The sequence below is a fragment of the Desulfosediminicola sp. genome (assembly GCF_048381775.1).
GTDB classification, from domain to species: domain Bacteria; phylum Desulfobacterota; class Desulfobulbia; order Desulfobulbales; family Desulfocapsaceae; genus Desulfopila; species Desulfopila ganghwensis.
In genome coordinates, this window is record NZ_JBLXGE010000003.1 from 42,840 (window position 1) to 69,802 (window position 26,963).

23 protein-coding genes and 2 tRNA genes are annotated in these 26,963 nt (G+C 46.1%); 16 read left to right on the forward strand and 9 right to left on the reverse strand.

What is annotated here, in order from left to right; genetic code table 11:
• Positions 1–187: 187 nt before the first annotated feature.
• Both ACN5NT_RS05665 and queD read right to left on the reverse strand, forming a co-directional pair.
• Positions 188–1,468 carry a nucleotide sugar dehydrogenase gene (locus ACN5NT_RS05665; RefSeq protein ID WP_419174784.1) on the reverse strand — a complete coding sequence of 427 codons (1,281 nt, stop codon included), beginning with the start codon at positions 1,466–1,468 and terminating at the stop codon, positions 188–190.
• A gap of 157 nt (positions 1,469–1,625) precedes the next feature.
• On the reverse strand, positions 1,626–2,006 hold the full coding sequence (queD, locus tag ACN5NT_RS05670) for a 6-carboxytetrahydropterin synthase QueD (protein WP_136799256.1): 381 nt from the start codon (positions 2,004–2,006) through the stop codon (positions 1,626–1,628).
• Between the two features lie 373 nt (positions 2,007–2,379).
• On the opposite strand from queD, the gene ACN5NT_RS05675 reads away from it, so the two are divergent.
• The 5 genes from ACN5NT_RS05675 (at position 2,380) to thiL (ending at position 7,908) form a co-directional block, all read left to right on the forward strand.
• Positions 2,380–3,138, forward strand: coding sequence for a tRNA1(Val) (adenine(37)-N6)-methyltransferase (locus ACN5NT_RS05675; protein ID WP_419174785.1), 759 nt, complete (start codon positions 2,380–2,382; stop codon positions 3,136–3,138).
• Positions 3,139–3,205: 67 nt separating this feature from the next.
• Positions 3,206–4,732 (forward strand): YifB family Mg chelatase-like AAA ATPase, encoded by a 1,527-nt coding sequence (locus ACN5NT_RS05680; protein ID WP_419174786.1) that lies wholly within the window; start codon positions 3,206–3,208, stop codon positions 4,730–4,732.
• 12 nt (positions 4,733–4,744) lie between these two features.
• The gene (locus tag ACN5NT_RS05685) at positions 4,745–6,457 is read left to right on the forward strand and encodes a DUF3352 domain-containing protein (RefSeq protein WP_136799253.1); all 1,713 of its coding nucleotides are present in this window, start codon (positions 4,745–4,747) and stop codon (positions 6,455–6,457) included.
• A gap of 9 nt (positions 6,458–6,466) precedes the next feature.
• On the forward strand, positions 6,467–6,856 hold the full coding sequence (locus ACN5NT_RS05690) for a hypothetical protein (protein WP_419174787.1): 390 nt from the start codon (positions 6,467–6,469) through the stop codon (positions 6,854–6,856).
• A 23-nt stretch (positions 6,857–6,879) separates the two neighbouring features.
• The gene (thiL, locus tag ACN5NT_RS05695; RefSeq protein WP_419174788.1) at positions 6,880–7,908 is read left to right on the forward strand and encodes a thiamine-phosphate kinase; all 1,029 of its coding nucleotides are present in this window, start codon (positions 6,880–6,882) and stop codon (positions 7,906–7,908) included.
• 28 nt (positions 7,909–7,936) lie between these two features.
• Here the strand turns inward: thiL and ACN5NT_RS05700 are convergent, their stop codons facing one another.
• A complete protein-coding gene (locus tag ACN5NT_RS05700; RefSeq protein ID WP_136799250.1) occupies positions 7,937–8,443 on the reverse strand; it encodes a deoxycytidylate deaminase in 507 nt (168 codons plus the stop codon).
• Between the two features lie 26 nt (positions 8,444–8,469).
• Positions 8,470–9,306 (reverse strand): alpha/beta hydrolase, encoded by an 837-nt coding sequence (locus ACN5NT_RS05705; RefSeq protein ID WP_419174789.1) that lies wholly within the window; start codon positions 9,304–9,306, stop codon positions 8,470–8,472.
• A gap of 607 nt (positions 9,307–9,913) precedes the next feature.
• On the opposite strand from ACN5NT_RS05705, the gene ACN5NT_RS05710 reads away from it, so the two are divergent.
• The 10 genes from ACN5NT_RS05710 (at position 9,914) to ACN5NT_RS05755 (ending at position 18,900) form a co-directional block, all read left to right on the forward strand.
• Positions 9,914–10,342, forward strand: a complete 429-nt coding sequence (locus ACN5NT_RS05710; RefSeq protein WP_419174790.1) for a PPC domain-containing DNA-binding protein — start codon at positions 9,914–9,916, stop codon at positions 10,340–10,342.
• Entirely contained in the window at positions 10,329–10,931 is a 603-nt protein-coding gene (locus ACN5NT_RS05715; RefSeq protein ID WP_419174791.1) for an ECF transporter S component, read from the forward strand. The genes ACN5NT_RS05710 and ACN5NT_RS05715 overlap by 14 nt, the downstream gene beginning before the upstream one ends.
• Positions 10,932–11,002: 71 nt before the next feature.
• Positions 11,003–11,788, forward strand: coding sequence for an energy-coupling factor transporter transmembrane component T family protein (locus ACN5NT_RS05720; protein ID WP_419174792.1), 786 nt, complete (start codon positions 11,003–11,005; stop codon positions 11,786–11,788).
• A 3-nt stretch (positions 11,789–11,791) separates the two neighbouring features.
• The gene (locus tag ACN5NT_RS05725; RefSeq protein ID WP_419174793.1) at positions 11,792–12,661 is read left to right on the forward strand and encodes an energy-coupling factor ABC transporter ATP-binding protein; all 870 of its coding nucleotides are present in this window, start codon (positions 11,792–11,794) and stop codon (positions 12,659–12,661) included.
• Entirely contained in the window at positions 12,645–13,451 is an 807-nt protein-coding gene (locus ACN5NT_RS05730; protein ID WP_419174794.1) for an energy-coupling factor ABC transporter ATP-binding protein, read from the forward strand. Before ACN5NT_RS05725 ends, ACN5NT_RS05730 begins: the two co-directional genes overlap by 17 nt.
• 197 nt (positions 13,452–13,648) lie before the next feature.
• On the forward strand, positions 13,649–14,701 hold the full coding sequence (selD, locus tag ACN5NT_RS05735) for a selenide, water dikinase SelD (protein WP_419174795.1): 1,053 nt from the start codon (positions 13,649–13,651) through the stop codon (positions 14,699–14,701).
• 13 nt (positions 14,702–14,714) lie between these two features.
• Positions 14,715–15,323, forward strand: coding sequence for a sulfurtransferase-like selenium metabolism protein YedF (gene yedF / locus ACN5NT_RS05740; RefSeq protein WP_419174796.1), 609 nt, complete (start codon positions 14,715–14,717; stop codon positions 15,321–15,323).
• A 467-nt stretch (positions 15,324–15,790) separates the two neighbouring features.
• A complete protein-coding gene (locus tag ACN5NT_RS05745; protein ID WP_419174797.1) occupies positions 15,791–16,513 on the forward strand; it encodes a hypothetical protein in 723 nt (240 codons plus the stop codon).
• Positions 16,514–16,923: 410 nt separating this feature from the next.
• Positions 16,924–17,673 (forward strand): HNH endonuclease, encoded by a 750-nt coding sequence (locus tag ACN5NT_RS05750; RefSeq protein ID WP_419174798.1) that lies wholly within the window; start codon positions 16,924–16,926, stop codon positions 17,671–17,673.
• A 126-nt stretch (positions 17,674–17,799) separates the two neighbouring features.
• A complete protein-coding gene (locus tag ACN5NT_RS05755) occupies positions 17,800–18,900 on the forward strand; it encodes a hypothetical protein (RefSeq protein ID WP_419174799.1) in 1,101 nt (366 codons plus the stop codon).
• 1,224 nt (positions 18,901–20,124) lie between these two features.
• Here the strand turns inward: ACN5NT_RS05755 and ACN5NT_RS05760 are convergent.
• The 4 genes from ACN5NT_RS05760 to ACN5NT_RS05775 all read right to left on the reverse strand — a co-directional run bounded on the left by ACN5NT_RS05760 (position 20,125) and on the right by ACN5NT_RS05775 (position 23,041).
• Positions 20,125–20,201, reverse strand: a tRNA-His gene (locus ACN5NT_RS05760).
• A 274-nt stretch (positions 20,202–20,475) separates the two neighbouring features.
• Positions 20,476–20,552 (reverse strand) — tRNA-His (locus ACN5NT_RS05765).
• A 68-nt stretch (positions 20,553–20,620) separates the two neighbouring features.
• Positions 20,621–21,271, reverse strand: coding sequence for a zinc ribbon domain-containing protein (locus ACN5NT_RS05770; RefSeq protein ID WP_136796751.1), 651 nt, complete (start codon positions 21,269–21,271; stop codon positions 20,621–20,623).
• Between the two features lie 69 nt (positions 21,272–21,340).
• The gene (locus ACN5NT_RS05775) at positions 21,341–23,041 is read right to left on the reverse strand and encodes a prephenate dehydratase domain-containing protein (RefSeq protein WP_419174800.1); all 1,701 of its coding nucleotides are present in this window, start codon (positions 23,039–23,041) and stop codon (positions 21,341–21,343) included.
• 383 nt (positions 23,042–23,424) lie between these two features.
• Here ACN5NT_RS05775 and ACN5NT_RS05780 point away from each other — a divergent pair, with 383 nt between their 5' ends.
• Positions 23,425–26,370, forward strand: coding sequence for a DEAD/DEAH box helicase (locus ACN5NT_RS05780; RefSeq protein ID WP_419174801.1), 2,946 nt, complete (start codon positions 23,425–23,427; stop codon positions 26,368–26,370).
• Between the two features lie 66 nt (positions 26,371–26,436).
• Here the strand turns inward: ACN5NT_RS05780 and ACN5NT_RS05785 are convergent, their stop codons facing one another.
• Positions 26,437–26,910, reverse strand: a complete 474-nt coding sequence (locus tag ACN5NT_RS05785; protein ID WP_419174802.1) for an SH3 domain-containing protein — start codon at positions 26,908–26,910, stop codon at positions 26,437–26,439.
• Positions 26,911–26,963: the final 53 nt, after the last annotated feature.

Here is a 26,963-nt window from a genome sequence, read left to right on the forward strand (position 1 = left end):
CCCTTAATCTTCAGCTTGAAAAGGTAAAGGGAGAGGCGTGAGGAGTGGTAGTTCTGCAAGTGATCTGCATATTGATTAACTCAATATATCGAAATTTTAGGGGGGTAGCTTTAAACCATTGCCCCTATGCTCTTGCTCTTCACGCCCCACTTCCTGAAGCCCGAGTTGTATTATTCAGAGGATATTTTTATAGACTGTCATCCACCCAGTCGCGCGGATAGAGAGATTTAACATCGAAAATTATTGAACGCTCTTCTTTTCGAAGAGATTGTAGATCGTCACGGCTCATTTGTGCGAATTGCTTATGGCCGACAGCTAAAATGACAGTGTCATAGCTGTGGGGAACAAGGGTATCTACCAATTCAATGCCATACTCCTTAAGTGCTTGCTCCCGATCAACCCAAGGATCGTGTACGTCAACCCCAATTCCATATTCGCGCAATTCGTCAATGATGTCTGTTACCCGGGTGTTGCGAAGGTCTGGACAATTTTCTTTAAAGGTGAGCCCCATGATCAGCACTCGACAATTTATGGTGTCGATCTTCCTTTGCAGCAGCATTTTCACTATTCGTGCGGCAATATGATGGCCCATGGCGTCATTGGTACGCCTGCCAGCGAGTATCATCCTGGGTCTATAGCCTACTTTTTTAGCTTTGTAGGTGAGGTAATACGGGTCGACCCCTATACAGTGACCGCCTACCAATCCCGGGCGGAATGGTAAAAAATTCCATTTGGTACCTGCCGCCTGAAGAACTTCCATGGTGTTGAGGCCAAGCTTATTAAAAATAAGCGAGAGCTCATTGATAAGGCCGATATTTACGTCTCTCTGGGTATTTTCTATGACCTTTGCGGCTTCAGCAACCTTAATTGAACTTGCCTTGAATGTACCTGCATCGATTATAGACGAATATAGTTTATCTATCAGTTCAGCTGCTTCCGGCGTAGAGCCAGAGGTAACTTTAACGATAGTTGGTAATCTGTGCTCATGATCCCCGGGATTTATTCGCTCCGGTGAGTAGCCACAACAGAAATCCCTGTTGTAGGTAAGACCCGATATCTCTTCAAGAAGGGGGACACATTCTTCCTCGGTGGCACCCGGGTAAACAGTAGACTCGTAGATCACAATATCGCCCCGTTTCAGACAGCCTGCCACTGTTTCGGTTGCCTTGAGTAGCGGTTTGAGATCCGGCTGCTTGGCATCATCAATAGGTGTTGGGACCGCCACAATAAAGATATTGCATTTGGTCAGTTTCTCCACCCTGTCTGTGTAGCTCAGAAATTCGGCAGCCATAAGCTGATCTTGAGGGACTTCAAGGGTTAAGTCTTTGCCGGACTGTAACTCCTCTATTCTAGCTCTGTTCAGGTCGAAACCTATTGTCGGGTATTTATACCCAAACTCAACCGCCAGGGGCAGACCTACATACCCTAACCCAACCACACATAGTCTGGCTTCTTTAAGAGTAATCATGGAGAAAACCTTTATTTTAGGCAAAAGATGTTAAGGGGGTGCAGTTAATATAAAAAATGTAAAACAACAAATGGGGCAGAAAGTGGTCAGGCGTTTTTGTAGATTAAAACAAAACCGCCCGACTATAACCTGAGTATACAGGGTAAAAAAGGAAGCACTACTGGTCTGAATTACCGTAGTAAATCAAGCCTTGGTTATCTGTTTCGGAAACAGAAATGCTGTATAGAGAATATCGTTCATGGTCGAGTTTGTCCACGAGATTGTTGTAAATATATTGAGCAATATTTTCAGATGAAGGATTTAATATCCTAAATGCTTCATGCTCATTGAGATCGCAGTGATCAATGGTATCAATAACTTCTTTTACATGCTTTTTCAGGACGGTAAAATCAATACCCATGCCGAGGTTATCAAGGCCGGTGGCACGAACAGTCACTTTAACCTTCCAGTTGTGACCATGAGGGTGTTCGCAGTCACCGGGGTAATCTCGCAGATGGTGCGCTCCGGCAAAATGGGTTTTTACAAAGATATCGTACATACATGACTCCTGAAATTTGATTTAACAAAGAGCGCTTTCGTATCATCTGAAAACTGAGATTTCAGAGTGATTACGAAAGATCACGGTCACCTCTTTATAATATTCCTTGTCACCATATTCCATAAAAAAAGAGGGGCGGCGTGCAGACAATACAAGGTACAAAGCACATGGTGCAAGAACGTGTTATGGTGAAAGGTGCACTATATCAGTAGTATCAGATGTATCTGATTTGTCAGAAACTCTACCTAAAGTGAGAAGAATTCTTACGAAATAGCAGGAAATTCCGAGCAGCACATGCAAGCATGAGTCTATATGCTCAGATTCAGAGAAATTGAAAAATAGAAACACAGAGGATTAGAGGTTATAAATCAAAATGGTAGAAGTACCTGAAAACTCACAACAGATGACTGCAGATACACTCTTTGATGGTGAAGTGTATTGTAGTCAATTCAGGAATGGCTATCGGTTTTCGGTGGATGCGATCCTGGCAGCACACTTTCATACTCCTGCAAAAGGTGAAAAGGTGTTGGATCTCGGTGCGGGGAGCGGTGTCATTGGTTTGATAATGATGCACCGGTGGAAACAGCGAATCGCCACTTTGCGTTCTCTCGAGTTGCAGCAAGAACTCTGTGATTTAACGAACAGGAATTATGCTGAAAACGAATTTGCCGAAAAATGCTCATGTTATCAGGGGAACGTGAAGGAAATATTAAATATATTTAAACCTGAGTCATTTTCCCTGGTGGTTTGTAATCCGCCATTCTACAGACCGGAAACTGGTCGTCAATGCCTTGATACGCAAGCTAAAATAGCCAGGCATCAGATAACAGCCGATATCTTCGGTTTTGCCAAGGGCGCCGCCGCTGTATTAAAAAATGGTGGCTCCGCTGTGTTTATCTATCCGGCTGAGCAGTTTGTAGAGCTTTCCTCAGCTCTTGCTGCTGTGCGGTTGGAGATTAAGGATCTGCAATTTGTTTACAGCTATCCCAATGAGCAGGTCAACGCCAAATTGGTGATGCTCAGGTGCCTTAAAAACGGCGGCCGAGGTGTCCGGATAAAAGAACCCTTTTACATTTACCGGGAGAAAAACGGGGAGTATAGCGATCAGATGAATCGGCTTTTCGCTCCTTAACAGGCGTGACATCTCGTATCCCGCTCAATTTTCAGATCATCAAACCTTTCAACAGATAGTCAACATCATGCTTGCCAAAATCACTAGCTGTACCTCTTATGGAGTTAGCGGTCTACTCATTGATGTCGAAGTGGATGTTGCCCTTGGTTTACCGACCTTTGCCACTGTAGGTCTTCCTGACAGTGCTGTCAGGGAGAATAAGGACAGGGTTAAAGCCGCGATTAAGAACTGCGGTTATGAATTCCCGAACAAGCGAATCACAGTCAATCTGGCACCAGCAGATGTCCGTAAAGAAGGGGCGGGTTTCGATCTGCCCACTGCCATGGGAATTCTTGCGGCTACGGAACTAATACTGCCGAAGCAGCTTGAAGAAACATGCATAGTCGGTGAGCTTTCTCTGGATGGATCCGTACGTCCGGTAAAAGGTGTTCTGGCAATGCTTTTGGCAGCCAGGGAGGCTGGCATTAAGAGATTTATTGTTCCTAAAGAAAATATGGAGGAGGCAGCAATTGCTGCCTCCTCCATTGATGTTTTCCCTGTTGCCAGCCTGCCGGAAGCGGTTGAGTTTATTCATGGCAGACGAGAGCTCAAAGCTGTCCGTGCAGCCATTTCACCGAAAAAACTCATTGAACAGGATTACAGTGCTGACTTTTCAGAAGTAAAAGGCCAGTTGCATGTAAAAAGAGCTCTAGAAATTGCAGCCTCCGGCGGACATAATCTTCTCATGCAAGGTCCACCAGGTTCCGGTAAGACAATGCTTGCCAGGAGAGTGCCGACTATCCTGCCTGAAATGACCTATGAAGAGATCATAGAGACCACAAAAATATATAGTATCAGTCATCTGGGCGAATCGGGACCAGCCCTGCGAGTTCATCGACCTTTCCGTGCACCGCACCACACTATTTCAGATGCCGGGCTGATTGGCGGCGGTAATACTCCAAAGCCAGGTGAAGTTTCTCTTGCTCATAATGGTGTTTTATTCCTGGACGAGTTGCCTGAATTCAAAAAGCACGTTCTGGAGGTGTTGCGCCAGCCCCTGGAGGATGGACATGTTACCATTACCCGGGCCAACATGTCGTTGCGCTTTCCTTCAACCTTTGTATTGATTGTCGCCATGAATCCATGCCCTTGCGGTTATCTTGGTGATCGAAGAAATTCATGCACCTGTAGTCCGGTTCAAATCCAGCGATACCAGAGCAAAGTATCTGGTCCTTTACTTGATAGAATTGACCTTCATCTCACCGTATCTGCATTGAAATATGATGAGATGAGTGGAAAGGAGTGCGGTGAGACATCGCAAAAAATCCGGGAACGTGTTAATAGAACAAGGAAAATTCAACAAACCCGTTTTTCGGGAATTTCCCATGTAGAGTGTAATGGGCAAATGCAGACCCGGGAAATCGAGGAACATTGTTCATTGGATCAGGCTTCATCTACGCTTTTGAAAAGAGGTATGGAGAAGCTTGGATTGTCCGGAAGAGGCTATCACAGGATACTCAAACTGGCCCGCACAATTGCCGACATGGAGCTTTCTGAAAACATTGCGTCCAAACATATTGCAGAGGCAATACAGTTTCGCAGAAACAGTATCTAAATAGAGAGTAATATGCGTATCGTCTTATCCGTTTTGGTCAGTACCTTAATGGTGCTCGGAATATTTCTTGTAAGTCGTATAGAGATTCATGAGCTGGAAACAACCCAATTCCTCCCTGTGGATACCCTCATCTACGCAGAGCAGGTTGATGGTGTTGAGTCAATGAAGAGATTCTTTAACTCACGATTTGGCAAGGCCCTTGACTCAATAGATTACGAAAAAGTGCTCAGTGAGGGTGGTTTCAATAATCAGTATCAGGCTGAGATACGAAAGGTGCTCGAAGGGGTGGACAGATTACGAACTGATCCGCTTGTACAGCATATTCTCGGTGAAAAATGTTCCGTTGCCTTTGTTCCCCAGCGTAACTGGTCCAATCATGATGATTCGCTTGACTTATTTGTTCGTCATCACACGCTGCTGATCAGTAAACCGGATCTGCCTCAACTTAGCCTGGCAAAGTTACTTACCTTCTATGGAGGCACATTCGATAATACCTCTGTAATGTATGGGAAGCACACTATAAACCGAATGGTTCTTGAAAACTATACACTCTATATTTCGGTTGTAGAGGGATACGTTCTTGCCTCTTTTGAGGAACGGATCATACGGGAGTCGTTGGATATCTTTGACGAGCAATCTGTGAATCTTGGAACTGATCCGGATTTCCTTGCTCATCGTACTAAACTCGGCGAGGCAGAGAGATTCCTTTATATTGCAATAGATGGCCTGCAGGAGTTGGCGCAATACGGTGCCAGTCGATCTGCTGACGAAAGGGCGAAAGCGGTACTTCATGAGATGTCCACCCTCAGAGGTATAACCACACTGTCTTACGGTACCTGGCGTGATAAAGATATTTCCAACGATAAAATTCTGGCCAAAATCAACCAGGAAGCTATGGACATACAGGTCAGGGAAATGATCAGCACCCGGCCGTCTATCAATGATACTCTGTCTCTCGTGGGAGATAATGTACTGCTCTATTACTGGTCCAACACTCTGAATCCAAGACTACTGTGGAATATGTTTGTGGCTGAGGCGGGTGAAACAGACGCAGATATTGAATCCATAAGGTTTGAGATCAAAAATTCAACAGGTTACGAGGTTGAACAGATTATAGATATGGCTGATTCAAGTGTCTCCATTCTGCTCAAACCGAGTTTGCGGGCACAGTTTATCCCGATACCAGACACGGCGCTGATGATAAGGCTCCGTGATGAGGAGTCTGTCAACGCGCTGATTCAGGAAAGTTTAAACCAACTCGACATTCATTTGCAGAGCCGGAAATATAAGGACGTTCAATATTATGTCTGGGGCATCTATGACCGCGAAAGCCTGCAACCGGTCTATACAATTTACCGGGGTTACCTTATTATTGCTAATACCATGGATATGCTGCGGGCAATCCTGGATACTCCGTTGACCGAATCTCAACTTGTTGCGGCAGAATCGTTTGAAAGACTGGATCCGGGCTTTCAAAAGCTGAACAATTCTGTATTCTATGTGGATCAGGCTACCCTGGCCCTGCATCTGGAAAAGATTGTCAGCTGGCTCAGTACTATTATAGCGGTACAGGACCGGCAAGCCGCGATCCATGCCAGAGTGATCACGGACAACCTGATTAGCCCTATATTACATGGGCTTGCCATGTATGAAAAATCCGCCACAAGGACTTCGCTTGATGGCGATACCATTATTATAGAGTCAAAAACCAAGATTAGAGAGTGATACTGATTCATGCAGAAAATAGTTAAAGAATTACAGCAACACGTACCGTTCAAGGATACTACTGAAATCGGCGACATCGTTCTGATAGCTGCCAAAGAGCCGCAGATGCTCATGTATGCCAAGGTTACCGATATAGAGCGCGACCCAAGCAGGAAAGATGAATGGTGGCATGTACACTTTTCTGTACTCTCGATACCGTTGCAGAATATGGTCTGGACTTTGCGAACATCGCAGATGACAGGGGAGATTTTCACCATGGGCGGAGAGGAACGATTTGTCCAGGCCATTGATTTCCAGGCCGAGCAGGATGAGGAAACACCTGAACCCGATCAGGAGACCGGAACACCCGAAATGAAGAAACCTGCAGGCAAAATTCACTCTTTGAAACGAGTCAAATAGCCTCCGGATGTGTGTACCTTTCCATGATTGAACGCGATCTTATTAAGCACATTGCTGCCAAAGCACATAGGTCTCATCCCAATCTCCTTAAAGGCATAGGGGACGATTGTGCTGTTTTCCGTCAGGAGGCAGATCGGGAGTGGCATATATCGACAGATATGCTGGTGCAGGGTGTCCATTTCGACACAAGCTGGCACCAGCCATACCTGCTGGGACGTAAATCTCTTGCCGTCAATATAAGTGATATTGCTGCGATGGGAGCGAAACCGCAGTTTGCCCTTCTTTCAGTCGGCCTTCCAGGAGATTTGGACAGCAACTGGATTGAGAGTTATGTGGATGGAGTGTTGGCTATTCTCGATGAATACCAATGCGTGCTCGTCGGCGGCGATACCGTATCGGCAAAACAACTCACTATTTCCGTCACCGTCCTGGGGACAGCCCCCCGCGGATGCTCTATACCCAGAGATGGAGCCGCGTCCGGGGATAGTGTCTATGTGTCTGGAAACCTTGGTTCATCAGCTGCCGGTCTTTATCTTTGTCAAATGCGGAAGTCAAGCGATCCGGGTTTACAGGAATTAGCCTGGCAGCAACTGGTCATGGCGCATCTGGACCCAAAGCCTCGAGTTGCGCTCGCTGAAATACTTTTACAAAGCGGGATGGTCACCTCAATGCAGGATATTTCAGACGGCATTGCTACAGATCTCAGCCATCTCTGCACCGCAAGTAAGGTTTCTGCGATCATTGAGGAAAAGAGCTTGCCGGCGCATGCTGAACTTATTGAGATGTGTGGTCAACTCAATGTGTCACAGCAAGACTTTCAGCTGAAAGGCGGAGAGGATTATGAGCTTGTCTTTACAGTCAGGAGTGGGGCAGAAGAGATGTTTGAGAACTACTGCCGGGAACAACGCCGAAAAGCAGCAGAAAAAGGGCAACCGGATATTCCTGTTGTTACCAGGATAGGCGTAATTCAGCCGGGTGATGGTGTATGCATGCGCACTCACTCAGGAGAACTGATCGATATCGCATACCAGGGTTACGAGCACTCCTCGTAACCCTGGTTTATATTTCGTTCCATGCAGTTTAATTCGACTCTTCCCCTGGCAGCAGGAACGATAGCCTCACCATATCCAGACCCGTCTTCAGCTGGCGATAGCTGATATTGGGGGATTTGTTCAGCATGACCTTGGATGCCTTTACAGCATCTGTATCTTTATATTTGTCTGAAAGATATATAATTTCGCTGATTCCAGCCTGGATGATGACCTTGGTGCACTCATTGCACGGAAACAGGCCGACATAAAGACGACAGCCTCTAAGGTCGGTGGTAATAGCGTTAAGCACCGCATTGAGTTCGGCATGACAGACGTACGGGTATTTGGTATCGAGAAAGGCTCCTTCACGATTCCAGGGCATCTCGTCATCAGAGCAGCCCCAGGGAAATCCGTTGTATCCGACGCCAACGATCTTGTTTTGATCATTGGCGACACATGCTCCGACCTGGGTACTGGGGTCTTTGCTACGCTGGGCCGAAAGCAGTGCGACCGCCATGAAGTATTCATCCCAGCTTAAATAGTTGGTTCGTTTCATAATTATCCGAAAATTTACAGTAGGTATTATTTGGAATCAGGCCGGTTGTACTTTCGACGCTTGTAGCTCCACTTGGTGATACCGCACGCCTTATCGACAAAGCTTTTAATTACGTCGAAGTATCTATCGCCACCAACCTCAACGATGTTGTTGTGGTCAGCACCCGGGACCATGATGAACTGTTTGGCTCTTGCACCGCTGCAGGCCTGAAGTTTTTCTGCTAGCTGTATCGGGATGATGGTATCCCTTGCACCATGAAGAATAAGTGTTGTCAGCTTGATTTCTGCAATTTTTTCGCTGTTACCGAAGCAGTCTTCTTCAGTTAGTTCAGCTTTCTCAGAATCGATACCGAGGTTTTCAGTCAGAGGCAGGGTGTCTGAGAAGCCGCTCTCGATAATCAGACCCTTCAAAACCTTCTGGTGGCGTTGGACAAGGTCGATTGCCGCAGCAGAACCGAGGGAACGTCCCATTGCGAAGATGGAACCGGTAAAGCCTTTTTCCTCAAGCCAGACCTGAGCCTTCTGCAAAATAATATCCGTATCGGCAAGCATACTGGTAACAGTGGGGCTGCCGGTACTCCAGCCATAACCACGGTAGGTTGTAACAAGAAAGTTCATACCAAATTGATTGTATTTTGCACCTACCTCATCATAATCTGCAACCGTCTCGCCGTTACCGTGGAAAAAGATGATTGTTGGAGCTTCTTTGCCGGCGGCATGAAAGCGGCAACCGAGAACGATATTTTCTTCAACTGTACAGTCAAAGTCGCAAGCGTTCTCAGGAAGAGGCGTACGTTCGAGCTGGAGCGGATAGAAGATATGCGAGAGAATTTCAGGGCGATCAAGTTTACTGTAATTAGACATGTTTATAATAGGATATGTATTAATGGGAAGTTGCCCTGTTTTATATGCTTATATAGCTCAGAGGCAAAAATATTCAGCGTACTCAATGAGGCTGCAGTCTACAGTAGATGAAGCAAAAATTCCATATCTGAAACCTGGGCTATACAGGCGGCCGGAATTATTCGGAAAGTAAAGAAAAAATTGACCAGTTCAAGGCTGAAGCCGCCTTGAGCGGATTGGTGATTTTTTATAACAAGATTGGGTGGTCGATAGTATTCCAACCCACGGAAGCTGTGTGAATAACCTCTTAACCTCCATCTCCTTCCATTTACATTCAATCTGATCCCCTTGCAGTTCAGCAGGAACTGGTCGGATGTTAAGCCTAAGGTGACAGGCTCAACTCGTTCCCTTTTTTCCTCGAATACCGGGTATAGAACCCATAGATCAGCGCCGGTCTGCTCCGCATGCTACCCTTTATGCCTTCCTTGCATACAAATTGCTGATAGGTAGACAGAGAACTATAAGATATAACGATTTGTGTTATAGGATATGCTTGTGTATATAATGGTTTGTTTTTACCTGGACTAAATATTAACTACCTGACAATACAACAAGTATATCAATTATTATGGACGCCCTAAGCCTCAGGTTACATCCCGGGCAGGATCTCAAGGCAGAACTTGATCGACTGGTCGAAGATCATGAAATTGAAGCGGCCTGTATCCTTACCTGTGTAGGGAGCCTAACCACCGCAGTGTTGCGATTCGCCAACAGAAATAGCCTGGAAAAACTCGCTGGACATTTCGAGATAGTTTCATTGACAGGGGTCCTGTCCAGGCATGGCTCGCACTATCATATTGCCATTGCTGATGAATGCGGCACAACGTACGGCGCCCATTTGATGGATGGCTGCACAATCTATACTACAGCTGAAATCGTTATTGGCATCATTCCGAATATTTCATTTTTACGGGAATTTGACGTGCATACAGGATACCCGGAACTGGAAATCGTTTCCCTACCACAAGAAAGGAGCAAAGAGCATGAGCCTCAGTAAACAATTCAAAGAAGATTTTACCACCACGACCATAGTACTGATGTCAATTGCAATTGTTATCAATATCGTCGCCGGGCAATTGGTATCGATGCTCAAGCTTCCGATATTTCTTGACTCAATAGGTACAGTTCTGGTCGGTCTGCTCGCCGGTCCCTGGGCAGGCGGCCTTACCGGGCTGTTAACCAACCTGATCTGGGGCATGATCAGTTCTCCTGTCGCCGCAGCTTTTTCACCGGTGGCAATGGTCATTGGTGTTGCAGCAGGTCTGTGTGCAAAATACGGGCTGTTCAGGAGCTTGTGGCTGGCTATAATCAGCGGTGTGATCATTACAGTGTGCAACGCTGTTGTTGCCGTGCCAATCAGGCTCTACATGTTTGGTGGTATCACCGGTTCCGGTGCCGATTTCATGACTTCCTACATGTTGGCACTCGGTAAGGATCTGTTCGGTTCTGTAGTTGTTACTGTCTTTACTTCAAATCTGCTCGACAAGGTTGCCACTGCAGTACTTGCCTGGGGTATCGTACAGGCCCTGCCGGAAAGAACAATTGGGCGACTGAACAGGGCAAAATGCGTAGTTATAACCGGGTAAGGAGCTCTAGTTTAAAACTGGTTCTGCCGGACAATCCATAATTACCAGTGAGAGGCAGAGCCAGAGAGAAAATGCAGCCAAAGAGTACGACTACGACCCTCTTTATTGACAATAATTCGTGGGTTCAGCGCCTACATCCATTCACGAAGTTGTGTTATGTCCTGTTTGCTGGAGTGGGCGTCTACGCCGGACCTTCCGGGTTTTCGTATGACGCTCTGCTGCTCCTGGTCAATGTGGCTGTTGCAGGAAGTGCAGGGGTGCTGAAAGGGGCCTGGCGGACTTTCGTGCGGATTTTCCTACCCTTGTTGCTGTTCATGATTCCCATCCATAGTGTGCTTTATCCCGGCAATCAGACCATTCTTCTTCATTTTTATTGGTTGAACATCTACCAGGAAGGTTTGATGTACGCCTTCAATACCCTGCTGCAGCTGGCAGCGGTGCTAACTGCATCTCTGCTCTTTGTCTTTACTACCCATCCGGCAGATCTCATTACGGCCATATCCCATTCAGGTAAATCACCGACCCTGGCATACCTGCTGGGCAGCCCCCTGTTGATGATGTCGGCTATGCAGGAGAGGGTGGCAACCATTCAGGCGGCCCAGCGTGCAAGAGGGTTGAACACCGGGGGGAATTTTATCCGGCGTCTCTACAGCCTCGCCCCGCTCGTTGTTCCTCTGGTTGTGGGAGCCATCGTCGAAATAGAACAACGTGCTATCGCTCTGGAGGTCCGGGGCTTTAAGGCGACCACGCCCAGAACTTCATTTCGGATCCTGGCGGATTCTTCATTTCAACGTATGACTAGATGGCTGATGCTAGCGACAGCCGCAGTTCTTGTTTTTCTCAGATTGTTAAGGTGAAGTATGCCCCAGCTTGAAACAGATGAACTCACGTATCATTATCCCGGATCTTCGCAGCCATCCCTCAAAGCTGTTTCGGTCAAGATCTCCGAGGGAGAATTCGTAGCGGTCATAGGTGCAAACAATAGTGGCAAATCTACCTTATGTTATGCCTTGACCGGTGTGGTTCCCCAGCTTTACCGTGGAAAGATGAAGGGCAGGGTCCTCATCAACGGGACAGACAGCAGAGAAAAAACTGTGAGCGAGATTGCCCAGCACATCGGGCTCGTGTTGCAGGTTCCCGGCAATCAGATGTCCGGGGTACGTTATACCGTTTTCGAAGAGGTCGCTTTCGGCCTTGAGAATCAGGGGATAGCAAGGGAAAAGATGACCAGGCAGGTTGAAAAAGTCCTGGCTATCATGGGCCTGGAGAAGTATTCGGCATGTTCGCCGTACCATTTGTCCGGTGGGCAACAGCAGCGACTTGCACTGGCGACCGTATTGGCTGTGGATCCTGCCATCCTGGTCCTTGATGAGCCAACTACATTTCTTGACCCCCAGGGCGCAAAACTGACTTTTGACATCCTGCGTCGCTTGCAGCAACAGGGCAAGACCGTAGTGATAGCAGAACAGAAGCTCGACCTTATTGCAGAATATGCTGATCGTGTGCTTGCATTTGATAAGGGACGACTGGTAATGGATGGCCCACCGGGTGATGTACTCACCTCGCCCATGATAAAGAGTATCAGACTTGATTGGAACAGATATACGCAGGTAGCTGATCTGGCACGACGGCAAGGGTTATGGTCGAAAGGGCTTCCATTGTCCACGTCGCTTTCCGATACAATTGACGGACTTTTACAGGGCAGGTGTATTCATGGACATTCGCGTTGATCACCTGTCATTTGACTATCCAGGTTCCATCCGTGCATTACAGGATGTGTCTCTTGAAATTCAATCTGGAGAACGTGTGGTGCTCATGGGGCACAACGGATCGGGAAAATCGACCCTTGCAAAGCATCTGAACGGTCTGTTCAGGCCCTTGACTGGTACGGTGTGGTTAGGTGGCAAAAATAGCGCAACGGCCGAAGTAGGTCGGTTGGCCGGTCAGGTGGCCCTGCTGTTTCAAAATCCGGACGACCAGATTTGCAAAAGAACTATATGGAATGAAGTCGCCTTTGGGCCGCGAAATCTCGGTTATCCTGCAGAGCGGATAGAATCTTTGGTAGAGGAGGCTCTGGCCCTATTTGAGCTGACGACTTTCAAGAATAAAAATCCACATGATTTTGGTTATAGCGAACGCAAAAGAATCGCCATGGCGTCCATTGTGGCGATGGACACACCAATACTCGTTTTTGATGAGCCGACAGCAGGATTGGATTATTACGAAATTACCCTTTTCAGCAATGCATTGGTAAAGTTGCAAAATGAAGGAAAAACAGTCATTGTTATCGCCCACGATATGGATTTTGTGGCTGAAAATTTTTCCCGCGCGATATCTCTCACTGATGGCAAGGTAGTATTTGACGGCAACGTCAGGGAATTGTTCAAGCACCTTGATCTCATGACTGACTGTGGTATCCTGCAGCCCCAGGTCGTTCAGCTCAGTAACGCTTGTGGCCTGAGCTTACCTGCATTGTCCCCCCGTGAATTTATTGCGGAACTTGAAAAACAATTGACTTGAGAACATGGAACTCTATTTCACTTGCCCAAATAAACAGACTGTTTTTGGCACATCTGATTATTTTCTTCAGGATGGTTATGAAATAGTGGTGTCCGATTCCGGTGAAAAGAAACTTATCGGGAACGTTTCCTTGAGTTCAGAATGTCCTTTATGCGGTGAATATCACACCTACAGGGCTGAAGAGGTTATTTGTACATATGGCTGATAAGAAAGATGCAATACGACTTACCAAATGTGTGAAAGGCGGCGGTTGAGCTTCCAAACTTGCTCCAGCGGATCTGGAGCGTGCCTTGACCCAGTTACAATTTCCAACAGATGCAAATGTGCTCGTGGGAACAGCGACAGCAGACGATGCCGGAGTGTACAGGGTATCTGAAGAGTTGGCCCTGATACAGACGGTCGATTTCTTCACCCCTGTCGTTGACGATCCATATCAGTTTGGCCGCATTGCTGCAGCAAACAGTCTCTCGGATGTCTATGCCATGGGTGGTGTTCCGAAGACGGCGATGAATATTGTCGCCTATCCGATGGACGTGATGGGCCCTGAGCCGTTAAGAGAGATTCTTGCTGGTGGAGCTGATACCCTGAAAGAGGCGGAAACGGTTCTTCTGGGTGGCCACAGCGTTGAGGATAGTGAACTGAAATACGGGCTGTCGGTCACCGGCTTTATCCATCCTGGTCGTGTTTTGAAAAACCAGGGACTTCGGGAAGGGGATAGCCTGATTCTTACCAAACCGCTCGGAACCGGCATAATCAATACGGCAATGAAGGGTGGGCTCGCATCTGACCAGACCATTGCCGCCGTCACGGAGTTTATGGCCAGTCTTAACAAAACAGCGGCTGAAGTAATGGAGCGCTTTCCAGTTTCAGCCTGTACCGATGTTACCGGTTTCGGCCTGCTCGGGCACCTGGCAGAAATGCTCACAGGCACCGGGACCAAGGTCACCATAGATACAGGTAAAATGCCCATAATGGCTATGGCGTATGAATTTGCGGCAATGGGGTTAGTGCCGGTTGGTGCTCACAGAAACAGGGAACACATACAGGATAGAGTTTCCATGCCGGCTGAATTTGACCCTGTCTTACGAGACATTCTCTTTGATCCACAAACCTCAGGGGGCTTGCTTATCGGTTGTCCTGAAAAAGAGAGTGACAGGCTCGTTCGGCAGCTTGCAGATAATGGTGTCGAAGCTGCCGCTGTTATTGGTGAAGTGGAGAGTGCAGCTCAAAATAGGATAATTCTCAAATAATAAGGATAGAGAGATGGCGAAAGAAATCGATGCGTGTGGATTAACCTGTCCTGCGCCAGTTTTGCTGGTAAAAGATGTCGTGGAAAAAGAAGAACTGAGCGAGTTACGCGTTATTGTAGATAATGCCGCTTCGTCGGAAAATGTAACACGTTTTCTCAATTCCAGAGGATATTCTGTTACTTCTGTTGCTGACAAAGGAAACAGTATACTCACTGCCAGCTTCGATGGTCAGCAGCGGGCAGAAAAAGTGCAACAAGCTGCTACCGATGTGACTCAGGAGACCCGAAAAAATGTGGTTTTAATAATGACGGACCGCATGGGGCAGGGGGATGACGAACTCGGTAAGAAATTGATGATCAATTATATCAAAACCCTGAAAGAGATGGGGCCTGAGTTGTGGCAGATAATTTTTGTGAACAGCGGAGTGAAACTGACCGTACAATCGTCTCCTGTGGTTGAAGAATTACGAAACTACCAGAGTGAAGGGGTAACTATTCTGGCTTGCGGAACCTGTCTGGAACATTATGACTTACTTGCCCAGAAAGAGGTTGGCGATACAACCAATATGCTGGACATCGTAATGGCCACCCAATTGGCTGACAAGGTAATTACTCTGAGCTAACCCAATTGGCCGATAGGCCGATATGAATCGAAATTTGATCAGGTACTCTTTCCCCTGATTCCTTCTGCTCATTGCGATGAGGACGGTTGAAGTGTTTGCTTAGAGGGGAGTGGATGGGGAGCTGGCAATCTGGTCAGGATGTTTTCTATCAATCTTTGATAACTGATTTTAAAAAATTTCAGAACGTGAGTGTTAGTTCGAATCTCGATTTCTAAAGTTCAGACTAGATAAAAAAAAGGCCCCGGTCATCATTATGATGCCGGGGCCTTTCTTATTTCTGATTCTGTACTTCAGGTTGCTCAACAGTTTGAAGTTAAAATAGCCTCATGTATTGAAATTCCATGCAATAGATGGGGTGGGCTATGGGACTCGAACCCACAAAAAATGTTTGCTCCCTGATAGCATGTCCCCAAAAATTCTAATGAACAACGCTTGCAGTTAAAAAACGGCCATGAAATGGTGGTGACATGCGGGAGGCGATTAAACGTATAGTATTGAGGATGTTTCCGGAGCTGGCCGGTGGCTATCACCTGGACCGCTTTGCCCGAATAGTGAAAATTTCGGATCCACCTGCAGGTGGTGAAACAAGCGATAGATTTAAGCCAAAGTTTGCTGCCGATATTGAAATTCTAACACCGGATGGAAACCCGGCTGAAGGTTTCCCGTTATATGAGGCGGTACCGCTGCCGGTCCCGGCTGCCGGAGAAAATGCCGGGATGTTTCACTGGCCGAGCCCCGGCACAATCGTAACCGTAAGGTGGATAGAGGGCAGGCCGGACCATCCTGTTATCCAGCGCATCTATGCCATTGGCAGATCAATGCCAGCGGTACCAGATAAAATGGGCCGGTGGCAGCAGGCCGATGGTGTGTACCAGGTTGTGGACCCTGCAGGCAATTGGGAAAGAAAAACCGGTGGCTCGATTACCGACAGTGCCGCAACCATCACCGAAAACGCAACCGGCAACCGTACCGAAACCGTGGGCGGAAACTCAACAGAGAATGTTTCAGGACCCAAAACCACCACTGCCGGTGGTGGGTACAATATTCAAGCACCTAAAATTTCAATAAGTGCACCAGGAGGACCAAGCTTATTACCGGAGATAACCGGCGCCCTGGATGCTATAAAAAGTGCCCTGGACACTTTGGCAACGCACACTCACCCCGGAACCGGTCAAGTGAGTTCTGTTTAATCTTCTGTTCTTTCTAATTCCACCAGTGCCGGATCCGCAAGCACCAACTTGCAAAAGCTTCAATAGTACTGGGGCATCACATCATGTTAGATGGTAATAAAATACTTAACTGTGTCGTGAAATATACTTTTTCATGAGCAATTATCCTTCCTGACATTTTCCCCATTTAGCCAAAAGCATTACAATCACGACCTTTCATAGCAAGTTCTCTTTCAATAGGCAGATATACGCATTGACATATTTCATGTTTTTGGGTCATGTTGTTTGATGCATATGTATCTGCTATTGCTGATTTTTTATATTTATGAAGCTTTGTGAGTAGCTGTACAGTCATTCTAGATAAAACTCATTTTTTGATGTTATACAGATCTGTATAATTACTTATTATGTGAAAGGATCGATTCAGTGCCATGAATAGAAAACAGTTTGTCGAATCTCTGGGGGCATCCTGCGTTAATTGGACGTGGAGTTGGTCATTTGTAAATCACGAAAGGAGACAAGTAATTTTTGGTTCTTGGGACACCTTTAGTGATGGCAGTAAGAGTCTTATCCTAAGTGACACGTGGACGCGGAGCAGGAAGGGAAGAAAGCAGCCAGCTTATTCCCAGTCTCGCGAACATATCCGTCTAATTTTAGAAGAAGGATATACGCTATACACGTTTCCTATGATTCGATCGCTCGCAGATGAAGATGATGAGTTTAGCCCTTCCAAGATTGCCGGATTTACACCCGAGGTAACCGAACGCGAGTTGATCAGGGTTGGCAAAGGATGGTACGCAGCAAGCGAAGATCAAAAAACACACTTGCCTGAAGAAGTTGATTCTAAGGAAATTTTCACGGAAGGTGCGATTAAGTCTGTAACCGTGAACACTTTCGAAAGAAATGGTGCTGCTCGCCGAATATGCCTAGAAAAGCACGGGTACGGTTGTTGTGTTTGTGGCTTCAATTTTGAAGAAAAGTACGGTGAAATAGGCAGGAATTATATACATGTTCACCATGTGGTTCCCATTGCAGAAGTACGCAAAAAATATGAATTAAATCCAACTGCGGATCTTGTGCCTGTATGTCCCAATTGCCACGCAATGCTTCATTCGGTCAAACCCGCATTGAAAATAGATGAGCTGAAGGAACTCATATCGGTGTCACATGAAATCACATAACAAGCTGGTGCAGATGGAACCTACACTCCGCAGCCAAAAATATGCTTTCATTTCATTACAGCATATTTTAGTCCACCTCGTTCCGGCCCACTGACCAGGGTGTTGGGCATCAAAAAGAGAATGTGAATGGAGAAATTCTGTGTCTTCTGTGGTGAAAAACCACAATCAAAAAATCTTGAGCATATAATTCCTCATTGGCTTATCAGAATGACTGGTGACCCAAAGAGAAAAATCAATCTAGGATTAGACTGGAATAAAAAAGATACTCCCCAACGTATGTATCCATACGACCAGTTTAAATTTCCTTCTTGCGAGAATTGTAATACCAAATTTGGAAGACTTGAATCAAAAGTTAAGCCTATAGTTGAAAAATTGGTAAATGCTGAATCTATCACAAACGATGAAGTAAGTTACTTTTTAGATTGGCTAGATAAGGTTAGAGTTGGCTTGTGGTTAGCCTATCTCTACCTTGACAAAAATATGTCTAGTATCAGACCTAGGTATCATATAACGAAAAGAACCGGGTTATATGACAGAATGGTGGCAGTATATAAATGCAAAGACTCTCTCGAAGGGGTTGGTTTTATTGGGGCTAATACTCCTTCGTTTCAATACTCTCCTACTTGTTTTACTCTGGTTATTAATAAGTATCACTTTTTTAATATTTCGAGAGTATTCCTCTTTTCGGGCAGATTAGGTTTTCCGTATGCAACTAGAATCATAGATCACCCAGATAAACATAAATCCGAAGTAGAAGTAGTAGGTGGGAGGGAGAGAGTGATGTATCCAATCATTCGTAAATCAATAAAAACTGGATGTACTCAATTATACCAACCTATGTTCAGTAGAGATGAACTCCCTGAAGACCTAATCCATGAACACTATAGCACTGATTATGTCCAAAACAATTCACTTAATTGGGAAAATGGTGTCGGGGATGTGTTTATTCAAAATAATGGTGAAATTGTAAAGTTTCCACAAGACACTTCTAGTAAAAAATGGGAACCAAATGAAAGCGAAGAAAGAGAAGAATTATCTCGAAAGCTAGCTATACAGACATTTGAATTCCAAAATCACCTTCTTGAGAGAGACCCATTTGTTGATGGCCTGGATAAACAATATAAACAACAGATAAAAAAGCATATACGGCACGCCAAAACTATCAACAATTACATGATAAGAATTGCAAATAAAGGCCCAGCCAAGCGTTCGAGGCGGACTCGCTGAATAATAAAGGACATCCATGATAAGTATTACCGCAAAAAAAAACGGGCTTCCAGGATACCATAAAAAGTACCCTGGATGCTTTGGCAACACACATCCCCCCGGAACCGGTCAAGTTGAGCGATGTTTGATCTTCTTCTCTTTCAGCGCCGGATCCGCAAGCACCAACTTTCAAGAACTTCAATAGTTCTAACTGCTCTGGCAGCTCAATTGGGGAACAATAGGGGACGGACCACGATTTAAGTACTGCCGAAAATGACTGGCGCCTTGCATACCATAAAAATTTCCCTGGATACTTTGGCAATACACACCCACCCTGGAACCAGTCAAGCTAAGCGATGTTTCATCTTCTGTATTTCAGCGCCGGATCCGCAAGCTCCAGCTTGCAAGAACTCCAATAGTTCCATTTGCCTTTCACAACATTTCCCCTTTATTCTAGTTAACTGATAAAATAAAAAGTCCCCAAAGCATTAATTCTTTGTAAATTCAGCGGTATTACACAAAATAGGCGAGGATCCGTTTTTTTATGAAACTCTGAAAACTATTGCTAACCATGCAATGGGCTTTTTCTCAAGCAATCCAGCCAGTGGCCAAGGCCCACAGACCGATTGCCAACACCACCTTAATTGCCAATAAACGTACCAAATCTTGCTAAGGAGAGGTGTGGAGGAGCGCTTTTTTTTCGGCTTTCCTATTTTTGGCGAGAGCCTAAGAAAAGAATAGACTCACCATGCTCCTGCCAGGGCTTTCAGAGCTTATTGGCGAAATGGAAGGGTAGTTGCATGGATGTTAGGCCGGCTAGCTCGTCAAAGTGCCTTCCCTGTGATTTTTATAAGTCGCTCTTGTATAGTCTGGAGTGTAGCAACCCTATACGAAAGCTCGTTCGCGTCTATCATGCTTCTGGTTCTTTTAAAAGGTACTTTCTGCCGGATCAAAGCGAAAAGACTGCAGCCACTATGCAGGTTGTGGAAATGCAGAAAAGAGCAGGGGAGTGGTTAAGAAACTAAAGATTCAAAGCTGAAAGGGGAGTTCAGACTGTAAAGACAGAAAAAGCCCTGGTCATCAATGTGACGACCAGGGCTTTTTTATTTCTGAACAACCAGGCTGAATACGTACTGAACAACCGAGTTGAACAACGTAATTTACAAGACTTTAAGCTGAACAACTACTGAACAACATTATTTCAGCCATAAATCTACTCAAAGAATTGAAATTACAAGAAATAGATGGGGTGGGCGATGGGACTCGAACCCACGGCCTCTTGGGCCACAACCAAGTGCTCTAACCAACTGAGCTACGCCCACCATCTATCATCTTTTCATGTGCGTCTTAAGCGAGCAACTATATACAAATTAAATGAATCTTTTGCAACCAGTTAACCCGGGAATACAATAAAAAAGTCAAAGAAGCAGAAAATACTATAAACGATACATCTATTCTAGCATTCATGACCCCATGCTTTCCAGACCGTCGATGAAAAACAGGGCATTTTGTACAATCCCACTCTATGTGGTCGTGCAGGTGGGATTCAATAAAAAAGGCGGATAGCATGTCGCTATCCGCCTTATACAAATCAGATGGGGTGGGCGATGGGACTCGAACCCACGGCCTCTTGGGCCACAACCAAGTGCTCTAACCAACTGAGCTACGCCCACCATCTGTTATGTGCTGCTCAAGAGACGTCCTTTATACTCGCTCGATTTCCCTTTTGCAACAATATTTTTTACATATCTGCTTTACAGTGCATACACTTAGCAGCCTGTGCCTTAATAATCTCAGAACAATAGGGACATTCTTTTTTGAAATTATTCTGCAGCAGTTGGGATATCACCATGTTGATATCCTGCTCAAAAGAGGTATCGCGAAAGGTGTGATTGCGAAGCGGGTCTATGCAGGCAAGGTCATTGAGAGGTAGCAGCAGGCTGATCGCTTTTTTACGCTGCTCTCTGTTTGCAGCCTCATCCAGGATGAGCGTCAGGACCGGTCCAAGGTCCTTTTTGGCGACACAGCTATCAAGTGCCTCGGTTGCTTCTTTTTCCTTATTGTATCTGGTATTTTGCTGCAAGATAGCTTCCGGGTCAATGATACTTCCCTTGAAAGCCATGGCATTACCGACCATCATCACGTTACCTTCCTTGCTGCCGGGGAGTTCCATATAGCGATAGGAAGATCTGTGACCGTACTGCTCTTCAATTCGTTTCCAGCCGTTTTTAAAGAGAGAGCACTCATCATTAAGGCAGATGAAAAGTACATCAGAACCCCAACCGAGGCCGTCCCCAACGTGGAATTGCGGTGCTTCACAACATTCCAATTTCTGCTTGCAGTGAGGACAGACGTGCTCTTCCTCAAGAAAACTGTAATCTGTGTTAAACATGCGCCAACGCTCCTGTAAAAAATGAAATACATCTGCATGTATTGCAGATGTTTAAGTTTTTAAGAAATTCTACAAATCAAATTTTAAGCCACCATCGCTCAGAACCGAATCCACCGCTTTTGCCTGTTTCATCCTGCTCTGCAGGAACTGCGGGGTCATAAACTTTCTGTTATCTTCCATCATTTCAGAAATTTCATGAATTTTTCCCTGCTCGGCCATTTCGACTATCTGTAGCAGATTTTTGGCAAAACTCTCAACAATCTTTCGCCCGTCACCCTTGGTGGCCATGATTTCGGCATAGGTTCTCGGGTTCTGATTGTGAACCCGTGCCATCGAAAGAATACCGTAGAGAGAGGTAAGGGTGGAATGACTTCCGATATCCTCGCAGGATATTTCATGCTCCGCCAAAGTTCGTGCGAGGGCAACAGAGATCGTGGTCGGCAACTTCTGGCCGACACCCATTAACAGGTCGTGCTGGCGTGCATTGTCATGGAAAATCTCAGCACCATGTTTGTACATGAATGCTTCAAACTCGCTGCAGAAGCTTCCGCTTCTTGGTGTGCGCACGACGATGGCATTTTTATCCTTCATGCTCACAGCCTGCGGCCCCCAGAGATTATGTACAAACATAATTTCAACAGAGGGGTCGGTGGAGTCCATGGCTGTCTGCAAGGTGTTTTCAGATTCCCCGGCAAGTATGATAAGGGCTTGATCACCTTTAAGCAACGGGCCATATTGCGCGATTGTATCAGCTGTTACTGAGATTGGCACACATACTATAATCACATCCGCCATATCTATCATCTGTTCAGGGCGAAGTTCGGTAGACCTGCCGGTAACATAGGTGGTGTAACCTTCACTCTGCAGACGATCAGCAAACCAGGTAGACATGGCGCCGGAGCCTATAAAACCGAATGACTTGATCTTTTTCACTCGCATATCCACACGAGGAAAGGAACCGAGCAGCTTAAGTGAATCTTCCTCCTGGATGATTACATTCTCAAGACGGTTTACGGCATCCTGCATGTTCTGGTTTTCGACGTGCCCCTCAACCTCAATATAGATTCTGAGCTTCTGTGTCTGGATATCATTTTCTGATTGCAGATCGAGAATGTTGATACCCCGCCTGGTAAACTCACCGAGAATATCTGCCAACATACCGACCCTGTCTCTCAAAGGGCGAGTGATTATGGCGGTTGCATCGTAACCGGTGGTAGGGGCAAGCTCACGACTTATCACAGCAAAGCGGGTCCGGTTGTGTGAGACAACTTCACGCTCGATGAGCTCAAAGCCGAATTCCTTAACCAGCTCCTCTGATTCAATAATGGCGTAGTTGGTACGTATGTTATCTTCTATATCCTTAAAAGCGGTTTCGATATCCTGAACCGCCATAAGAGTTGCATCAGGGAAGTGTGTATCTATATATTCCTCACACTGTCTGAATACAGAGCTGCGCCCGATCAACACTTTTACAGGGAAGCCAATTTTCTGACTGCCGGGAAGACGTGAAAGACTGAGATGTATAGGTAAAACAACATTATCTACCCAATAGCCATCATCAAGCTGGGAAACAAGGCGGAAATATTCTTTTACCTCGCCTTCCCTGGTGTTATAGACAGGGACTACGACGCTATCAACCTTACCAGCTGAGAAGGACTCAAAAACTTTTGAGATCCTGTTAAAGAGGACTATTTCTGCATCCGGATCGTACTGGAGTACGGCATGGTACCCATCCGAACCTTTCGGACCAAGCGTTGCAATACGTGCCATTGTATCGTAAGTGTATCGTTAGTTATTAGATTGTGTTAAGCCAACTGCAACTTCACTGAAAAAGCAGACAGGTGGGGACGTTGCAAGCATTCTGTAATTTAATTTGCAAGGTCTGACAATAGCCCCTCTGCCCTGTTAACGCAAGTGAATATGGTGATTTGGGAGGACAGGGGTTTGCTGCAGGTTTTTTTATGATAGTGAAAATCTGGTTGCATGGGCAGCAATCTTGTATCATTGCCAGGATGTTTGACAGACACCCTGATATTTCACAAGTGATACAGTAATTATCCGATCTCCAGCCCCAAAAAAATATATACACATACTCTGTACCCGGTTTTCATAATTTATCCAAAACAGGCGCAGCAGGACAACGGTAAAAAAAAATGTCAAATGTGCAGGAATATATAGCAGCTTTGAAGGCATCCAGAAAATTTGGGCCTCAAGTCGTCTCCCATAAAACCGTTTCGGCAAAAGCGCTCTCGTCCAGACAGTTTCCGGATACGCTTCACCCGAAGCTCTGTGATTTTTTAAATACGCGTGGGATAACTGAACTTTACAGCCATCAGCAACAGGCTCTTTCTTATGTTTTTGCAGGCGAAGATGTAATTGCAGCTACTCCGACCGCTTCCGGAAAAAGCATGATCTACAATTTACCAGTCATAGACATGCTGCTTCGCAATCAATCCGGTACAGCCCTATATCTTTTTCCGCTCAAGGCGCTGGCTCAGGATCAACTCAGGGTTTTCAGTGAATTTAACGAAGTGTTGCCGGAACAAAAGAAGCGCTATGCTGCGATTTACGATGGTGATACATCGAGCTACCAGCGTCGGAGAATCAGGGAAGAGGGTGTTCCGATTCTTATGACCAACCCTGAAATGCTGCATTTATCACTTCTTGCCTACCATGGCAACTGGGTTCATTTCTTTAACAATTTGAAATATATAGTCATTGATGAAGTGCACACGTACCGGGGGGTGCTCGGTGGGCATATGGCATGGATACTCAGGAGACTGCAGAGGATAGCACGTTATTACGGCGCAACCCCTCAATTTATTATGCTTTCAGCAACCATTGGTAACCCTGCCGAACTTGCCGAAAAACTAACGGGCAGACCAAGTGAACTGATCAGCAGCAGTGGTGCTCCAACCGCTGAAAAACATATGGTGCTCTTGAACCCTTGGGACAGTGCAGCATATACCGCAAGTCAGTTGCTTGAGGCTGCGGTAAAACGGGAATTACGTACCATTGTCTATACTCAGTCGCGGAAGATGACTGAACTCATTAATATATGGACCAGCCCGAAACTCGGTAAACTCAGTGATAAACTCAGCTCATACAGAGCTGGATTTCTCCCTGAAGAGCGGCGAGATATTGAACAGAAATTAGCCAGTGGCGAACTCTATGGGGTTATCTCTACCTCGGCTCTGGAACTTGGGATTGATATTGGTGATCTCGATATCTGTATCCTGGTCGGCTATCCGGGTTCCATTATGGCAACCTGGCAAAGGGGAGGCCGGGTAGGAAGAGCGTTCAGGGACTCAGCTATCGTTCTGGTCGCCCAGGAGGATGCACTTGATCAATACTACATGAGAAACCCTGATGATTTCTTTCGACGTGGTGTTGAATCGGCAGTTTTAAATCCGGACAACAAGGCGATTATGGAGCAGCACCTGCATTGTGCTGCTGCGGAGTTGCCATTGGAAAGGGATGAAAGTCTTCTTACTGCCCAGGAGGTTGCCGATTCCGTTGATTCGCTCGCCAATCAGGCAGTATTGCTTCAGTCTGCCGATGGCAATATCTGGTTCTCTACGCGGAAGTACCCTCAAAGACTTGTAAGTCTTCGTGGTGGCGGCACTCAACTCTCGATTATAAACAGCGAATCCGGAGAGATTATCGGGGAAGTGGATAGCGGCCGGGCAATGAAAGAATGTCACCAGGGTGCTGTCTACATTCACAGGGCGAGAATCTGGGTGGTACAGAGCCTTGATTTTGAAGCGAGAGAGGTTGTGGTAACCGGGATGAAACCGAGCTTTTTTACTCGGCCAATGTCTAACAAAAACACAGAAATTCTCGACACCCGGAAAACCATAATGAGTTTCAGGGGCAGGGTGAGTTTTGGCAAACTCAAGGTAACGGAGCAGGTTACCGGTTACCAGAAAAGAAATAATTCAACCCAGAAGCTGATTGCCACTGTGCCGCTGGAACTGCCGGAACAGATTATTGAGACAGAAGGTATCTGGCTTGATATCCCACCCGCTATAAAAGAGACGCTGGAAAAGGAAAAATATCATTTCATGGGAGCAATTCATGCCCTTGAGCATGCGATGATTGCGTTGTTTCCATTGCTGGTGTTGTGTGATCGTAATGATATAGGCGGTATATCATGTCCACTTCACGAACAGACTGAAGAGGCGACGGTTTTCATTTATGACGGTCATTCAGGTGGCGTTGGTCTTGCCGAAGAATCTTTTGATCGTATTGATGAGCTGCTGCAGCAAACACAAAAAATGATTTCTTCGTGCAGCTGCGAAAATGGCTGCCCGTCTTGTGTCCATTCCCCTAAATGCGGTTCTGGCAACAGGCCGATCGATAAAGTGGCCTGTCTGAAGCTGATTGATTTGCTCCTTTCGAAAAATTCTTCTGATCAGTCTGAATTCAGCGCAACAGACAATGCACGTGTTCTTCCTGATCCAACCCCTCAAGGTTCTTCATCGTTGCGGGTACAAAAACAGCAGCGGCTTGGATTAGAGGCTTTGCCTGGTCGATATGGTGTGTTTGATCTGGAAACGATACGATCAGCAGAAGAGGTCGGAGGCTGGCATCGGGCTGAAAATATGGGGATTTCTGTCGGCGTAGTCTACGACTCTGAGCTTGATGGTTGTGTCACCTATCTCGAAGACGAAATCGATGAGCTTATTCATCATCTGCAACAACTTGATCTCGTTGTTGGTTTTAATAACAAGCGATTTGATAACAGGGTGCTTTCTGGCTACAGCAGCTATGATTTCCAGCAAATGCCGAACCTTGACCTGCTTGAGGAGATCAGCAATCATCTCGGCTACCGGCTGAGCCTGGACAGGCTGGCGGAACATACTCTTGGTGAAAAAAAGTCAGCAGACGGACTTCAGGCGTTGCAGTGGTATAAGGAGGGAAGAATCGACTTGATTCAAAAGTATTGCAGAAAAGATGTCGAAATTACCAGGGATCTATTTCTTTATGGTCTTGAGAACGGCTTTTTCCTGTTCCAGAATAAAGCAGGTAAAACAGTTCGACTTCCCATGAATCTGGAGCCTTCAATTGAAAAAGCACTTGCCCATGCAAGTAGATGAATACTTCGTGCGACAAGTGCTTATCAAATCATAAAGGCTGCTGGATAGAGCTGGTTATGCCTTGCTCTATGAGTTGGGCCACAGCAGCGGGGAGTAAATCCAACCCACAGTGCCGGAACTGTGTTTGAGCTTGATCCATTTGCCATCCTGGCCAATTTTGGTCATGATAACGCCACGCTCCACGTCAGCAACAATCGCTGCGTCTGTGGATGGGCCTGAACGCATGTTGACACTTTTTTTGGCATTAATAATGACAGTGTCGTTTTTACTAATCAGTGTGTTGTGAATCCAGCCGGAATCTCCCTCATAGTCACGGATCTGACTCCACTCTCCCTGCTTTTTCAACACCTCGAGAGGATATCCCTGGAACAACTCCATATATACAGAGCTTCCGGTGTCCGGCTCTTGGCGTACATTTACCTTGTCCTTGGAAACAGAGACGTATTCTGCAGCGAGAGCGGGAGAAGTCAGAGCAAGGCATGTTGCTCCGGCTACGATAAGAGTACGTGTGTGCGATCGTAAATATTTATAGAATGACATGAATTTTCTTTTGTATGGAAATTTGAAATTATCTTATGGATGCGATGTGCTAA

What these genes read in the sequence shown, in the direction of transcription:
- ACN5NT_RS05665 (WP_419174784.1), bottom strand. Translation starts at nt 1,468, where the DNA reads ATGATTACTCTTAAAGAAGCCAGACTATGTGTGGTTGGGTTAGGGTAT.
- queD (WP_136799256.1), bottom strand. Translation starts at nt 2,006, where the DNA reads ATGTACGATATCTTTGTAAAAACCCATTTTGCCGGAGCGCACCATCTG.
- ACN5NT_RS05675 (WP_419174785.1), top strand. Translation starts at nt 2,380, where the DNA reads ATGGTAGAAGTACCTGAAAACTCACAACAGATGACTGCAGATACACTC.
- ACN5NT_RS05680 (WP_419174786.1), top strand. Translation starts at nt 3,206, where the DNA reads ATGCTTGCCAAAATCACTAGCTGTACCTCTTATGGAGTTAGCGGTCTA.
- ACN5NT_RS05685 (WP_136799253.1), top strand. Translation starts at nt 4,745, where the DNA reads ATGCGTATCGTCTTATCCGTTTTGGTCAGTACCTTAATGGTGCTCGGA.
- ACN5NT_RS05690 (WP_419174787.1), top strand. Translation starts at nt 6,467, where the DNA reads ATGCAGAAAATAGTTAAAGAATTACAGCAACACGTACCGTTCAAGGAT.
- thiL (WP_419174788.1), top strand. Translation starts at nt 6,880, where the DNA reads ATGATTGAACGCGATCTTATTAAGCACATTGCTGCCAAAGCACATAGG.
- ACN5NT_RS05700 (WP_136799250.1), bottom strand. Translation starts at nt 8,443, where the DNA reads ATGAAACGAACCAACTATTTAAGCTGGGATGAATACTTCATGGCGGTC.
- ACN5NT_RS05705 (WP_419174789.1), bottom strand. Translation starts at nt 9,306, where the DNA reads ATGTCTAATTACAGTAAACTTGATCGCCCTGAAATTCTCTCGCATATC.
- ACN5NT_RS05710 (WP_419174790.1), top strand. Translation starts at nt 9,914, where the DNA reads ATGGACGCCCTAAGCCTCAGGTTACATCCCGGGCAGGATCTCAAGGCA.
- ACN5NT_RS05715 (WP_419174791.1), top strand. Translation starts at nt 10,329, where the DNA reads ATGAGCCTCAGTAAACAATTCAAAGAAGATTTTACCACCACGACCATA.
- ACN5NT_RS05720 (WP_419174792.1), top strand. Translation starts at nt 11,003, where the DNA reads ATGCAGCCAAAGAGTACGACTACGACCCTCTTTATTGACAATAATTCG.
- ACN5NT_RS05725 (WP_419174793.1), top strand. Translation starts at nt 11,792, where the DNA reads ATGCCCCAGCTTGAAACAGATGAACTCACGTATCATTATCCCGGATCT.
- ACN5NT_RS05730 (WP_419174794.1), top strand. Translation starts at nt 12,645, where the DNA reads ATGGACATTCGCGTTGATCACCTGTCATTTGACTATCCAGGTTCCATC.
- yedF (WP_419174796.1), top strand. Translation starts at nt 14,715, where the DNA reads ATGGCGAAAGAAATCGATGCGTGTGGATTAACCTGTCCTGCGCCAGTT.
- ACN5NT_RS05745 (WP_419174797.1), top strand. Translation starts at nt 15,791, where the DNA reads ATGCGGGAGGCGATTAAACGTATAGTATTGAGGATGTTTCCGGAGCTG.
- ACN5NT_RS05750 (WP_419174798.1), top strand. Translation starts at nt 16,924, where the DNA reads ATGAATAGAAAACAGTTTGTCGAATCTCTGGGGGCATCCTGCGTTAAT.
- ACN5NT_RS05755 (WP_419174799.1), top strand. Translation starts at nt 17,800, where the DNA reads ATGGAGAAATTCTGTGTCTTCTGTGGTGAAAAACCACAATCAAAAAAT.
- ACN5NT_RS05770 (WP_136796751.1), bottom strand. Translation starts at nt 21,271, where the DNA reads ATGTTTAACACAGATTACAGTTTTCTTGAGGAAGAGCACGTCTGTCCT.
- ACN5NT_RS05775 (WP_419174800.1), bottom strand. Translation starts at nt 23,041, where the DNA reads ATGGCACGTATTGCAACGCTTGGTCCGAAAGGTTCGGATGGGTACCAT.
- ACN5NT_RS05780 (WP_419174801.1), top strand. Translation starts at nt 23,425, where the DNA reads ATGTCAAATGTGCAGGAATATATAGCAGCTTTGAAGGCATCCAGAAAA.
- ACN5NT_RS05785 (WP_419174802.1), bottom strand. Translation starts at nt 26,910, where the DNA reads ATGTCATTCTATAAATATTTACGATCGCACACACGTACTCTTATCGTA.